This window comes from Epilithonimonas xixisoli (assembly GCF_004365655.1).
Classification (GTDB): Bacteria; Bacteroidota; Bacteroidia; order Flavobacteriales; family Weeksellaceae; genus Epilithonimonas; species Epilithonimonas xixisoli.
On sequence record NZ_SOEO01000001.1, the window covers coordinates 689,279 to 703,511 of the forward strand.

General features: G+C 33.8%; 14 protein-coding genes. 13 read left to right on the plus strand and 1 reads right to left on the minus strand.

What is annotated here, in order from left to right; translation table 11 throughout:
* Positions 1–60 precede the first annotated feature (60 nt).
* The 12 genes from B0I22_RS03235 (at position 61) to B0I22_RS16060 (ending at position 13,028) form a co-directional block, all read left to right on the plus strand.
* Positions 61–1,056 carry a CBS domain-containing anti-phage protein gene (locus B0I22_RS03235; protein WP_133943222.1) on the plus strand — a complete coding sequence of 332 codons (996 nt, stop codon included), beginning with the start codon at positions 61–63 and terminating at the stop codon, positions 1,054–1,056.
* A gap of 17 nt (positions 1,057–1,073) precedes the next feature.
* Positions 1,074–2,582 carry a type I restriction-modification system subunit M gene (locus B0I22_RS03240; RefSeq protein ID WP_133943223.1) on the plus strand — a complete coding sequence of 503 codons (1,509 nt, stop codon included), beginning with the start codon at positions 1,074–1,076 and terminating at the stop codon, positions 2,580–2,582.
* Positions 2,579–3,775, plus strand: coding sequence for a restriction endonuclease subunit S (locus B0I22_RS03245; protein ID WP_133943224.1), 1,197 nt, complete (start codon positions 2,579–2,581; stop codon positions 3,773–3,775). The genes B0I22_RS03240 and B0I22_RS03245 overlap by 4 nt, the downstream gene beginning before the upstream one ends.
* 3 nt (positions 3,776–3,778) lie before the next feature.
* The gene (locus B0I22_RS03250; protein WP_133943225.1) at positions 3,779–4,780 is read left to right on the plus strand and encodes a PIN domain-containing protein; all 1,002 of its coding nucleotides are present in this window, start codon (positions 3,779–3,781) and stop codon (positions 4,778–4,780) included.
* A gap of 33 nt (positions 4,781–4,813) precedes the next feature.
* Complete coding sequence (kwaA, locus tag B0I22_RS03255; RefSeq protein ID WP_133943226.1) at positions 4,814–5,404, plus strand: anti-phage protein KwaA; 591 nt, start codon at positions 4,814–4,816, stop codon at positions 5,402–5,404.
* A complete protein-coding gene (gene kwaB / locus B0I22_RS03260; protein ID WP_133943227.1) occupies positions 5,382–6,359 on the plus strand; it encodes an anti-phage protein KwaB in 978 nt (325 codons plus the stop codon). Before kwaA ends, kwaB begins: the two co-directional genes overlap by 23 nt.
* 17 nt (positions 6,360–6,376) lie before the next feature.
* Positions 6,377–8,164: a DUF262 domain-containing protein gene (locus tag B0I22_RS03265; RefSeq protein ID WP_133943228.1), complete on the plus strand. Its 1,788-nt coding sequence runs from the start codon at positions 6,377–6,379 to the stop codon at positions 8,162–8,164.
* A gap of 3 nt (positions 8,165–8,167) precedes the next feature.
* A complete protein-coding gene (locus tag B0I22_RS03270) occupies positions 8,168–11,287 on the plus strand; it encodes a type I restriction endonuclease subunit R (RefSeq protein ID WP_133943229.1) in 3,120 nt (1,039 codons plus the stop codon).
* An 8-nt stretch (positions 11,288–11,295) separates the two neighbouring features.
* On the plus strand, positions 11,296–11,592 hold the full coding sequence (locus tag B0I22_RS03275) for a hypothetical protein (protein WP_133943230.1): 297 nt from the start codon (positions 11,296–11,298) through the stop codon (positions 11,590–11,592).
* Entirely contained in the window at positions 11,592–12,341 is a 750-nt protein-coding gene (locus B0I22_RS03280) for a LytR/AlgR family response regulator transcription factor (protein ID WP_133943231.1), read from the plus strand. Before B0I22_RS03275 ends, B0I22_RS03280 begins: the two co-directional genes overlap by 1 nt.
* A 183-nt stretch (positions 12,342–12,524) precedes the next feature.
* Entirely contained in the window at positions 12,525–12,734 is a 210-nt protein-coding gene (locus tag B0I22_RS03285; protein WP_133943232.1) for a hypothetical protein, read from the plus strand.
* Positions 12,735–12,890: 156 nt separating this feature from the next.
* Entirely contained in the window at positions 12,891–13,028 is a 138-nt protein-coding gene (locus tag B0I22_RS16060) for a hypothetical protein (RefSeq protein WP_166668168.1), read from the plus strand.
* Between the two features lie 95 nt (positions 13,029–13,123).
* Here the strand turns inward: B0I22_RS16060 and B0I22_RS03290 are convergent, their stop codons facing one another.
* On the minus strand, positions 13,124–13,474 hold the full coding sequence (locus B0I22_RS03290) for a hypothetical protein (protein ID WP_133943233.1): 351 nt from the start codon (positions 13,472–13,474) through the stop codon (positions 13,124–13,126).
* 201 nt (positions 13,475–13,675) lie between these two features.
* Here B0I22_RS03290 and B0I22_RS03295 point away from each other — a divergent pair, with 201 nt between their 5' ends.
* Positions 13,676–14,224, plus strand: a complete 549-nt coding sequence (locus tag B0I22_RS03295) for a type 1 glutamine amidotransferase domain-containing protein (protein ID WP_133943234.1) — start codon at positions 13,676–13,678, stop codon at positions 14,222–14,224.
* Positions 14,225–14,233 lie beyond the last annotated feature (9 nt).

Genomic DNA, 14,233 nt, shown 5'->3' on the forward strand with positions numbered 1-14,233 from the left:
GAAAACCGTATTATTGGGATGTGGTTTTTTGGCTATATTTGGAATTGAAAAACTAATAATATGGCTACACAACGATTTTTAGATATCCTTGAAGATATTAATAAAAATGATTCTCAATATGAAATGACTCCTAAGGAACTTTTAAATTATTTTAATTGTGAGAAAAGAACAAGTGGTAATACTTGGTATATCAATAGTTTTTTGGATAAGAATAATTTAGAAGTAATACCACATTACGAAGATGTATATTTGTACTCAACGGTTGTGCTCAAACATAAGGTAAAGGCAAGAATTCATAAAGATGATAAAAATCTAAAGAATTATGATCCTGTCAATAGAATCAGTTTTTTACCTTCAGCTAATACTAAACCTTTGATAATAAAACGAGATGCTGATTTATCTGAAGCTATAACAGTAATGATGATAAATGATTACTCTCAATTGCCTGTAATGAATAATGATAGAGATATTGATGGAATGTTAACATGGAAATCAATTGGCGAAGCATTAATTCATAAGCAGAATGGAAAAACGGTGAAAGACTTTATGTCCAAGAATTATGAAGTCATTGAATATGATAAACCTTTATTTGAAGCAATAAAAAAAGTGATTGAAAGTGAGGTTGTAATTATAAGAAATAATGAAAAATGTATATGTGGCATTGTAACCGCAACAGATATTAATCAGCATTATTTAAAATTGACAGAACCATTTTTATTATTAAAAGAAATTGAAAATCATATAAGAATTATTTTAGATGGTAAGTTTACCTTAGATGAACTTCGAAAATTTGCAAGCTCTCCTGATAATAACACAGATATAAATTCTATTTCAGATTTGACTTTTGGAGAATATACAAGAATAATTGAGAATCCTACAAAATGGGAAAAATTAAAACTTAAAATTGATAGAACTACTTTTGCAAAAAGATTACACGAAGTAAGAGGTATAAGAAATAATGTTATGCATTTTCACCCAGATGGTATAACTGAAAATGAAGAAAGAACTTTAAGAGACACCGCCTTATTTTTTAAAAGAATAAGCGAATTATCATAATTAATTAAAAATATTAAATGGCAAAAACCGATAACAGTACTTTTGAACAAAAACTGTTTAAAGCCGCAGACAAATTGCGTAAGAATATAGATGCAGCAGAATACAAGCACGTTGTATTGGGGCTTATCTTTCTAAAATATATTTCAGAATCTTTTACCGAGTTACACGACAAATTGAGAGCGGACGAATATTCCGATCCCGAAGATCGAGACGAATATATTGCTGCTAATATTTTCTTTGTTCCAAAAGAAGCTCGATGGAGTCACATCCACGCCAATGCTAAGTTGCCAAATGTAGGACAAACTATTGATGAGGCAATGGACGCCATAGAGCGTGAAAATAAAGAATTAAAAAACGTCTTGCCACAGGTGTATGGAAAAGCCAATCTTGACAAAACATCTCTAGGCGAATTGATTGACTTGATTTCTAATACTGAGTTGCAGGCAGAAAACCAAAAGTCAAAAGATCTTTTTGGTAGAGTCTACGAATATTTCTTAGGAGAATTTGCCAATGCTGAAGGTAAAAAAGGCGGACAGTTCTATACCCCAAAATCAATTGTTAAATTGATGGTAGAAATGATAGAACCTTACAAAGGCAGAGTCTACGATCCGGCAAGTGGCAGTGGTGGAATGTTTGTAATGAGTGAGAAGTTTGTTACAGAACATCGTGGGAATATTCAGGATATTACTGTTTATGGGCAGGAAAGTAACCAAACAACTTGGAAGCTATCTAAAATGAACTTGGCGATACGCAACATCAACTCTAAGTTTGTAGCTTGGAATACAGAAGGAACTTTCCTGAAAGATGTACACCCAGATTTGAAAGCCGACTTTATTCTTGCCAACCCACCTTTTAACCAAAGTGAGTGGGGTGTAAATATCTTGCAGGAAGATGGTCGTTGGAAATATGGTGTACCTCCAAGCGGGAATGCCAACTACGGTTGGTTGCAACATATGCTGTATCACCTATCGCCTCGTGGCGTAATGGCAACTGTGTTATCTAACGGTTCGCTTAGCAGTAATACTTCTGGCGAAGGCGAGATTAGAAAAAACCTGATTACCAATGATTTGGTAGAATGTATTGTAGCGCTCCCAAAGCAACTGTTTTACAACACAGGCATACCCGCTTGTATATGGATTATGCGTCGTGAGAAAACTCAACATCACAGAGAAGTATTGTTTATTGATGCCAGTGAAATGGGCTTTATGAAAGACCGTGTGCACCGTGATTTGGCAGATGAGGATATTGACTTAATTACAGAAACTTACCATAATTGGCGCAAAGGTGAAAATTATGAAAACAGAAAGGGCTTCTGCATGAGTGCTACGCTTGACGAAATAGAAAAGCACAGCCACGTATTGACCCCAGGGCGATATGTAGGCATTACTGATGTAGAAGATGATGGTGTTTTGTTTGCCGACAAAATGCAGGAATTAACCACTACGCTTAAGGAACAAATGGACAAAGAAGTGCAACTGAATGATGAGATTGCAAAACAGTTGGCTAAAATTGGGTTTGCATTATGATGGAAGTGAAAAAGATACCGGAAGGTTGGATAGAGACTACTTTAGGTAATGTAATTAATATTTCAAGTGGAAAATCAAGACCTAAGAAACAAGGTTTGTTTCCTGTATATGGAGGAAATGGTATTTTAGATTATGCCGATAGTTACAATTATGAAAATGCAACAGTAATTGTTGGTAGAGTTGGTGCTTATTGTGGGTGTGTTTATTATGAAGAGAATAAATTTTGGCTTTCAGATAATGCGTTAGGAATAAAATCAAATGAAAATTCTGAAATTAGATTTCTTTATTATTTTTTATTAAATGAAAATTTAAATAGAATTGCTATTGGAGGAGCGCAACCACTGTTAACACAAGGGCTTTTAAATCAAATTGAAATAATAGTTCCTTCTGATATAAAAGAACAAAAATCCATCGCCCAAATCCTTACTTCTTTTGATGATAAAATAGAATTGCTACAAGCACAAAACAAAACTCTTGAAGCTTTGGCGCAAACGGTTTTTAAAGAATGGTTTGGGAAATATCAGGTTGGGGATGAGTTGCCTGAAGGGTGGAAAACTGCAAAGATAAATGATTTTATAGAAATTTCATTAGGAGGAGACTACGGCAAGGAAGATATTGAGGATGAATTTGACCAAAAAACACTTTGTTTAAGAGGAACCGATTTACCAGATATGAAAATGGGAACTCCTGAAAAAGCACCTATCAGATTTTTAAAAAAATCAAAATTGGAAAAATGCAAGCTTATCAATGGAGATATTGTAATAGAAATTAGTGGCGGAACAGAAAATCAATCTACAGGCAGAGTAATGTATATCAACGATATCATTATTCAAAACTCAAAATTACCAATGACTTGTGTCAATTTTTGCAGAATAATTAGACCAAGTAAGATTGAATATACTTATTTTTTGTATTCTCTTTTTGACAATTTATACAATAGAAGAATTTTCTTTAATTGGGAAAATGGTACTACAGGTATAAAAAATCTAAATCTTAATGCGTTTCTTAATGGTTTCGAATTAATTATTCCTGCAGATAAAAATAAAATCATAAAATTTGATGAGTTGGTTAAAAGTAAATTTGTTAAAATACAAACTAATAACATTCAGATACAAACCCTCACAAAAACCCGTGATGAATTATTGCCAAAACTGATGAGTGGTGAGATAAGACTTGAAGAATTTAAAAACTAAAGTATGAAAGAGAAAGTAATCTTTGATACAAACACAATTAGAAATACTGATATTAATAACTTTTTTGGAGGCAGAAAAGAGTTAGAGCAATTTGAAAATGATGCAGATATCATTGTTCCATACACAGTGATAGAAGAAATAAAAAGACAGAAAAAAGTAATTTTAAAAAGTAAAAAAGATAGTTTCTTATCTAATCCGCTTCATAGGATTATGGGAATAGATGAAGACAATACGAAAGCCTTTGATGTAGAAGCCTATATTAAAAAATTAGAAGATGATGAAACAATAGTATTTGAAGTTATAGATTTAAAGGCTAATGATGTTTTACCACAAATAAAAGAATTAGCATTGCTAAAAAAACCACCATTTGTAGAAGCTGATGATAGTGATAAAGGTTTTAAAGATGCATTGATTTATTTTTCAGTATTAGAATATGTTCAAGAAATACCAAATAAATATGTATTTGTTTGTACAAAGGATAACTTATTAAAAAGAGCATTTCTAGCGCACTCAAATATTGTTGTTGTTGAATCTTACACAGAATTTAAAGAGCATAGTGTTTCGCAGTTTTTTGACGATTACTTTATTCAAAAAGTAAATGCAGAACTTGGAGTTGAAATATCTAAAGAAAATATTAAAGAATATTGGTACAACATTAACGACAACAAAGTAGTACTTGTTGGATTAGAGGAACAAGAGTATGTCATAGAAACGGATTCGGGAGAAATTATCAGCACTTGTAATCGCAGTCAATTTCAAATTAACACTCTTATCAACTCTTCGAGTTTTAGGATGACACATCGGAGTATAAATGAACTTGAAAATTACACACATTTTTTGTCTAATGATGAAGTCAAAATAATTCTTGAGGCATCGTATAGTAACCAAGAAATTAGACTAATAATAAATGATAGTGATGTAAAAGAATTTTTAGCTAGTTTGTATAATACAAATATGATTGAGGATAATGATGCAAAAAACTTTTTGAAAGAAATATTCGAGTAGTGGAAAATTAACAAGTAAGAAATAAAGGTGACTATGAGAAAAATCGGATTGTTTTTTTTATCAATGTGGTTGTTTTTTGCATTAACAATAATCATAACTGGTCATATACCGCTTTACTATAAAAGTGATTGGGCATTTATTGGTTGGGAGGAATTACTATGCAAAAACATTATACCATTACTTTGTCTGGCAGGTATTCTAATTGGTATTTATTCCTATTTTGATTTTAGATTTTCTTTAAAAGACGCAACTAATATGCCTTTTACCATAAAGAAAATTGAAGGTATTAATTATGAGCATCTCACATTTCTAACAACTTATATTGTTCCTTTAGTCTGCTTTAATTTTGATAACACAAGGTATCAAATTGTTCTTTTGTTTTTATTAATTGTCATTTGTGCAATATACGTGAAGACAGATCTTTTCTATGCCAACCCAACCCTAGCATTGTTAGGATTCAAAATTTATAAGATAGATGGAAATTTTGAAGATGGCGCAAGAGAAGGAATAATATTAATCAGTAAAGAAAACTTATCAAAGGATATACGATGTGATTATATAAAACTTGACGAAAGAATATATTATGCTAAAATAAAACAAAATGACCAGAACACAACTAATTAACTCTTTAAACACTGTATTAAACCAGGGCAATCAACTTTCTACTGTTGTATTTGCTGTGATGAAAGAATCATTTGAAATTAAAAAATTAAACATTGATAATAATGAAATCTCTACCATTCAAGAAATGTTCCTCCGAAGTATAAGAGAAAAAATTATTAATGTTGAAGAGCAAACAATCATAAAAGTTTCAGAAGCTGACAATAGAGCAAATACTGTTTTTCATTATGATCTTGATTTACCTACAGGATTGGACTTCTACAGCTCACCACTAACCGATGGTATTGCTAATTTTTCTTTTGCAAATGATGATTTGGGAAAAATAGATTCATTAATTATAAAGATTGGTACAGAAACAAATCAAATCAAAATTTTCAAAAAACTGTCACCTGTTGAGGTATTAGGTAGAGGTGGTTTTTTACTTAGAAAAGCCCGTACTCAACTAGAAAGATTCACTGAGAAAATTTTAAATCTGACACCAAGTTTTAATGCTGTTTTTGTTGGGGATACGTATATTTTTCTTGATCTGAAACTTTTGGAAAACAGCTACGGTTTTCACGATGTTATTGTGAGGGAAGCTAATAATAGTGTTCAACTTATACAAGCATTACAGATTTTAACTACAACAGAAGGAATCGTAGAGCTATTGGGAAAAACTAGCTTCGCCAGAAAAGTAGTTAAAATAAAGAATTCACCAGTAATTCTTAAACAAATACCTAACGCTCAAATTATTACCTTTACCCAACGTCATCCATCATTAGCTAATAAGATGAGGTATAGTGATGATGGCACACAAATAATTTTACATACTAAAAAATCGAGAGAACTTTTTATAAAGATGCTTGATGATGCTTATTTGACATCAGAGCTTACAGAGCAATACTACGAAAGTTCTGCTAAAGATGTCGTAGAAGGAGAAGAAGATGCAAGTAATAATCAAGAAGAAACTCAGAATTAATAATCATAAAAACTAATATGGCAATAGAAGTAACAGGTAAGCAAATAGCAAGCGATAAAATAACAATAAAAGATGTTTTTGGTGAGGATATGTGGTTTACAATACCAGATTATCAAAGACCTTACGTTTGGGGAGAAGATCAGATAAGTACATTATTGGATGATGTTTCACACGCTGCTGTTAATACTCCTGAAAGTCAATACTTTTTAGGTTCTTTGGTTCTACACTGCCAGCCAAAGTCATTAAATGGTACTGTTTATCAGGAAAACAGTGTTTTGGACGGGCAACAAAGACTGACTACTTTGTATATTCTGCAAGCAGTTATCAGAGATATTACAACGGTTGAAAAAAGAAAAAAAACTTGTGCTGAAGCTATTTTTCAAGAAGGAGATCCTGATGATGGAATCCCAGAACGCTTGAGAATTGAGTTTGCTATCCGTAAAGAAGTTGAAGTTTTTATAAACAACTACATCAAAAAAAATGGTGGAACACAACAGTCTAATGAATTACAAGCGTTGGCGAGTAATTCTGATAATGTTTCTATCAGAAATATGGCAAATGCTATCCTTATTATTTCGAAATGGTTTGCTAATGATGATAATTTGGATATTGATACTTTGTTTCCCTATCTGCGTCAATATGTCATCTTAGTATATGTTGCAAGTAGTGAATTGGAAGATGCTTTTCGTCTATTTACAGTTTTAAATGATAGAGGAATTAAATTAAGAAACAGTGACATTTTAAAGGCGCAAAATCTTAAAGAAGTTAGCACAGAACAAAAGCAAAGTGAATATGCAAAATATTGGGAAGAGCTTGAAGGCGAATTAGGAGAGGATTTTGACTTGTTTCTTTCCTATATCAGAACAATATTAGTAAAAGAAAAAGCAAGACATAATCTTTTAAAAGAATTTGAAGATAATATTTATAATCCTACCAAATTTAATTACAGTACTAAAAAACAAGAAAGTGCGACTCCACTTCTAAAAAAGGGTGATGAAACTTTTGATTTGATTAAAGCCTATAAAGTTCACTACGATTCAGTCTTTAGCGGGAATAATTATCACATCAACAACAATTGGGCTTTTGATAATCTGATAAGTGTGTTGAATGATACTGCATTATCCGATATTTGGATTCCACCATTATTGGTTTATCGCCATCATTTTGGAGATTATAAAATCTTTGATTTTTTAAAATTATTAGACAACAAGTTTTCTGGTGATTGGATTGGAAGAGAAACACCCACTACAAGAATTGAAGCAATGAATACAATAATTAAAAAAATTGAAGAGTATTCAAAAAAAGAAGAACTAAGTAAAGATCAAAAATTGATTCAATTGTTTTCAGACAATGCTTTCATATTTAATTCTGCATTCTTCTTGTCAGACTTAGATGAAAGTTCAATCTATGGACGAAGATTTGCCCGTTACAAATTAAGAAAAGTTGACTTTTTATTAGATGCTCCATTATATTCAGAAAAACGCAATTCCTATAATGAAATGACTGTTGAGCATATTCTTCCACAAAATCCGCAAGAAGGAAGCCAATGGACAAAAGACTTTGCACAAGAGGAAAGAGAAGAATGGACACATAAATTAGGTAATTTGGTTCTTATCAGCCGTAGAAAAAATTCAGGACAAGGTAGATTAGATTTTACGGATAAAAAAATAAAGTATTTTACATCCAGCATAGAGTCTTTCCCTAATTCATTAAGAATAATGCTGAAACCGCAATGGACAATGACTGAGTTGAAAGCTAATCATAACGATTTGATTGATAAAATTAAATTACACTATAATATATAAAGTATGTTATCGGAAAATACCATCGAACAATCACTTGTTGAACAACTCGTATCCCAAGGTTATACCTATCATTTCGGACCATCGATAGCGCCTTACAGCGACAACCCTCAGAGAGAAAATTTTAGTTCGGTTATTTTGGAAAGTCATTTTAAAGAATCTTTAAAACGACTAAATCCAACTTTGCCAGAATCGGCAAGAGCTGAAGCTTTTCAAAAAGTTATCAATTTAGGTACAGAAGATATTATGGAAAACAATGAACGTTTTCATACTTATATTACTGATGGTGTCACTATTGAATACAACAAAGACGGCAACACAATTGGCATTCCAGTGACTTTGTTGGATGTTGAAAAACCTGAGAATAATAGTTTTTGGGTTGTCAATCAATTGGTTGTTAAGGAAAGTAATAGTGAGAAACGTTTCGATGTTGTTATCTACATCAACGGTTTACCATTAGTTTTTATAGAACTTAAAAACGCTACTGACGATAAAGCTACCTTACAAAAAGCTTATCAACAGATACAGAATTATAAAAAAGCAGTGCCAACTGTTTTTTATTATAATTCGCTTTGTATTATTTCTGATGGTATTGATGCAAAAACCTCAAGTGTTTCGGCACCACTTTCAAGATATCTTGCGTGGAAAGCACCAAAAGAGGCAGATACTGCAGTACAGACAGATTTACAGATTCTAACAGAATATATGTTAGACAAGAAAACATTGGTAGAGTTGATTCGTTATTGCACCGTTTTTGAAAAAGAAGAAAAGAAAGATTCTGAGACAGGACTAATCTCACAGGTTAAAATAAAGAAAGTTGGGGCTTATCATCAGTATTATGCGGTTCAAAAAGCCGTAACAGAAACCATCAGAGCAACGCATTCTACAGATGGGGATAGAAAAGTAGGTGTGGTTTGGCATACACAAGGTAGTGGAAAATCACTTTCTATGGTCTTTTACAGCGGTCAAATTATTACGCATCCCCAGATGGAAAATCCGACCATTGTCATCTTAACCGACCGTAATGATCTTGACGACCAATTGTTTAGTACTTTTGGTAACTGCGTAGGATTATTGCGTCAAAAGCCGGTGCAAGCAGAAAATAGAGAACATATTAAAGAGCTTTTGAAAGTTTCTGGCGGTGGTGTTATTTTTACGACCATTCAAAAGTTTTCTCCAGAAAGCGGGAATGTTTATGATACATTATCTGAAAGAACCAATATTGTGGTAGTTGCTGATGAAGCCCACCGAAGCCAATATGGTTTTACAGGTAGAGAAGTAGAGACAGAAGAAGGTTCGGAGATAAGATACGGAAACGCAAAATATTTGCGTGATGCATTGCCAAATGCTTCTTACATTGGTTTTACAGGAACACCCATTGAAAAAGAAGATAAATCTACACCAGCAGTTTTCGGAAATTATATTGATGTTTATGACATCAAACAAGCTGTAGATGATGGAGCAACAGTTCCTATCAGCTATGAATCTCGTCTAGTTAAAATAAAATTGGATGGGGAAATAGCAGCCACTATTGATGCAGAGATTAATGCCATTTCAGATGTTACAGAAGAACAGCTAGAAAAGGCTAAAAAGAAAACAACCACCATTGACGCGGTTGTTGGGCAAAAAGACCGATTACAGGATATAGCAAAGGATATTGTTTTTCATTTTGAAGAAAAGCAGAAAGTAATTGAAGGCAAAGCAATGATTGTCTGTATGACACGTACAATCTGTGCAAAGCTGTATGATGAACTCATTAGTTTACGACCAGATTGGCATCATACTGATCTTGATAAAGGAAAGCTGAAAGTGATTATGACCAGTTCATCAGATGACGATGCTTTGCTCCAACCACATCATACCACTAAAAAACAGAGAAAAGAATTAGCGATAAGAATGAAGGACGCTAATGATGAATTGCAAATCGTTATCGTACGAGATATGTGGCTTACAGGTTTTGATGCACCGAGTATGAATACAATGTACATTGATAAAAAAATGCAAGGTGCAAATCTGATGCAGGCTATTGCAAGAGTGAACAGGGTTTACAAAGAAAAACCAGGTGGATTGATTGTAGATTATATAGGGATTGGACAAGACTTGCGAAACGCAATGGCAGTTTATTTACAGAGCGGAGGTGAAGGCAAGCCTATCTTAGATATTAGTGAAGCCATAGCAGGAATGGTGGAAAAGTTTGAAATCATAGAGCAAATGTTTAATGGATATGATTTTAGAAAATATTTTTCATCTGAAACGGCTCAGAAATTACAAGTACTCTTAGGTGCACAAAACTTTATTTTGTCAACCGAAACTTTAAAAGATCGATTTTTAAAAGAAGTAACCTTACTATCAAGATTGTTTGCTTTGTCAATTCCAAGTAAAGAAGCAGAAATGATTAAAGATGGAGTTGCCTTTTTTCAAGCAGTAAAATCGAGAATTAATAAATTTTCAAATAACGGAGTAAAATCTGATTATGAAGTAGAAACAGCAATAAAACAAATTGTAGACAAAGCTTTATCAAGTGATGGCGTAATTGATATTTTTGAAGCAGCAGGCATAAAAGCTCCATCTGTCAGTATTTTATCGGATGAATTTTTGTTGGAAGTGAAAAATATGCAACAAAAAAATCTTGCGTTTGAATTACTCAAAAAATTATTAAGTGACGAAGTAAAAGTTCGTAAAACGAAAAATCTAGCTCAAGCTAAAAAGTTCTCTGAAATGCTGGAATCTGTAGTTACAAGGTATCACAACAATCAAATAGATTCTGCTCAAGTATTACAGGAATTATCTGAGATTGCAAAGGAAATGCGCTTGGATGATAAAAAATCGGCTGAGTTGGGATTAAGCCCAGAAGAATATGCATTTTACAGTGTACTTAAAGAAAACGATTCAACGACATTTTTAGCTGATGATAAAATGAAAGAATTAATTCATACGATTGTAGACGTTGTTAGAAAAAATGCTACAGTGGACTGGAGTAAGAGAGACGATGTGAGAGCACAGCTAAGATTGACTGTTAAAAAGATTTTAATACGTTATGGTTATCCTCCAGATGTAGCAAAAATGGAAGCAGATAGGGTTCTTGCTCAGAGTGAGTCTCTTGCTAATGTTTTTTCTAAAGAATAAAATGATTTATGAAAAAAACTAATATTACCGAAATTACTTTTTCTCAATTTTTATCTGATGTAGAATCTCTGGCAGAATTTAACAGTATAACAGGAAGAAATTATAGAGTATTATTTTTAGAAGATGAGATTCTTCATTTTGTAAGAATGTCTAGTGATAAGAATTGGAAAATGGATCTAAGAAAAGTTTATCAAGCTTATCAAGAATTATCTGATTTTAAAGTTGCAAATTTCAAAAACTATTTACCTCGAACACAATCTCCTGCATTAGGTTTGCTTATATCATTAAATCTGATAATTAATTAATGACTCACACCTACCGCATCGCCCTCCTAGAAGACAACTTCAAGCAACTTGATAAGCTGGAATCCTATCTCAGTCAAATCCCAAATGTTCAAATCGTATTGAAAAGCAGAGATTCTGATCATTTTTTCCAAGAGCTTCCCAATATTAATGTAGATATATTAGTGGCAGACCTAGATCTCGGCAATGACAGTATGACAGGCATGGAGGTGGCGCAGGAAGTGAAGATTCCGGTTTTCTTTGCCAGCGTAAACACGGCTGATTACATAGAGGATATCGAAAATCTGAAACGGGATGCCGAGATTTGTGTTGACCATATTACCAAACCGTACAAAGAAGAACAGTTTGTAAAGAGTTTCAAACGCTTTTTGCAGGAGGTGAATTTCTTTTCGCCCCCGCAATATGTGTCTTTGGACTTCAACAAAAAGAAGAACAGGATCCTTATCGATGATATCGTGTATCTCTGTGCCAATAAGAATGAGTCTAATAACAAGCAAATCTATTTCATCAACAGGGCACCTGCCAGTCTGATTGATTTTTCATTTACCAGAATGGAAGAGAGTGGCCTGCTGAAGTCACAGTTTATTACGGTTCATAAATCTTTTCGTGTGAACAAGAAACATATCAAATGCTACGATCCCAAAACTGAAAAGATAGAGGTCAGCATTTTTGACGGACATAGCAAAACGAAGTCCGACTACATAAAAGTGGCAGAAAACTACCAGCCTGTCATTAGAAAAACTTTTGGCTAACCGCTTTTGGTGCTCCATAAAAAGCTTTTGTTCCTGCGCTTCCGATGTTGTTTTCGGAAGCGCATTTTTTTTGATTTTTGGATTTGAGTTTGATGGATAATTAATGTCGACAAATTAAAATGCGGAATCCGAAAAGCAGAGAGAGTAGGTAATTAAAAAACAATTAAAAAAACAATTAAAAAAATGAGTAATTCAAAATCTGATTTAGACAACCATTCAAATCAATTAAATCCTAACAATGATTCTTATTGGCAATCAAGAGGTCTGGATGAAAGGCCAGATGATTGGGATGACAATGATTCAAATTCTAACAATTCCAATTATGATAATTCCGATGATTATTGGGATGATGATGCATATGAACCTTTCGGAGATTCGGGTGATTATGATTGATGAAGTTCTTATACTAATAAAATGGAATTTAGGAATATAGTAAGCTTATTTTGAGTGTAGATGTCGAACTCAATTACAATTATCAGAATTTTATAAATAGGAAAGGACTTTACAACTGGAAATAGTAACCATTATTAACCAATTAAAATAAAAACAATGAAAAACAAAATCACACCTGCGCAGAACCAGGCAAACATTCAGAACTCAAACAGGGGAACATCTGGAACCAACAGACAGTATGACCAGAACCAAGGTAACCGGGGCAAACAGCTGAACCCTAATAACAAAAAATAATCTATTAGAATAAGCCTGACCAATTGTCAGGCTTTTACTATTTTGAACTTTAACTAAGCTCCAGCAAGGATGTGAAACATTGTGACAAGCAAAAATCAATTCAAAAACCCACCACCAATCCTCACACAACTCTCACTCCCCAAATAAAGCGGATTCCCATGCTTCTCCGACCAAAATCCATCCAAAGTATCCTTATTAATACAACGGTAAACTGCCACACCTTTGTAAACCATCTGGTCATCACCTTTATAATTAAAATTGATGACCAGAATCTGATCTTTAAAAAAGCCCGTCCCGTTCTGGATATGATCGCCAATAATCCATTGCGCAATAATCCGTCTGTTCTCATCCAAAGTCAAGTGGAGCACCCCATGATAAGCCACGCCAAGCCCATCCTGATTACTGCCTTCCACACTATAACTACCCACCAAATCCTCTATTGTCATTTGTAATTGTTTTAAACTCCACAAAATTAAGAAATCATTCCCTCAACTTACATTAACCGCTTTCTCAAATTTTCTCCAACCACAGTACCTGCAACGCATAACAGAAAACCTTACACCTTTAACAAACTTTATCATCTCAATTCCCTGCACGGCATCATATTTTCTTAGCATTAGGCATACTAATCACAAAAATAAAATCTTATGTCAAAGAAAATTGCAATATTAGCCACCCACGGCTTCGAAGAAAGCGAATTGAGTTCTCCCAAAGAACATTTGGAACAGCAAGGCTGGACAGCACATATTGTCAGCCCTCAGGACGGCAGCATCAAGTCTTGGTCTGGAAAAGACTGGGGCAAAGAATACCAAGTAGATGTGACGCTGGATGAAGTGTCGGCAAGCGACTATGATGCGCTGGTGTTGCCAGGCGGTGTTATCAATCCCGATAAACTGAGGATCAACCACGCTGCTTTGTCGTTCGTACAGGATTTTTTCAAACAACACAAGCCTGTGGCTGCCATTTGTCACGGTCCTCAAATCCTCATCAGTGCAGGTGCTACGGAAGGCAGAAAGATGACTTCGGTAGAATCCATCAGTATCGACCTGCAAAACGCGGGCGCCATATGGGAAGACAGTGAAGTAGTGGTGGACAATGGCCTGGTGACAAGTCGAACACCAGAAGATTTGCCAGCTTTCAATGCCAAATTGGTAGAGGAAATCAACGAAGGAAAACACGAAGATCAGAATCTGTAAACCAATCCT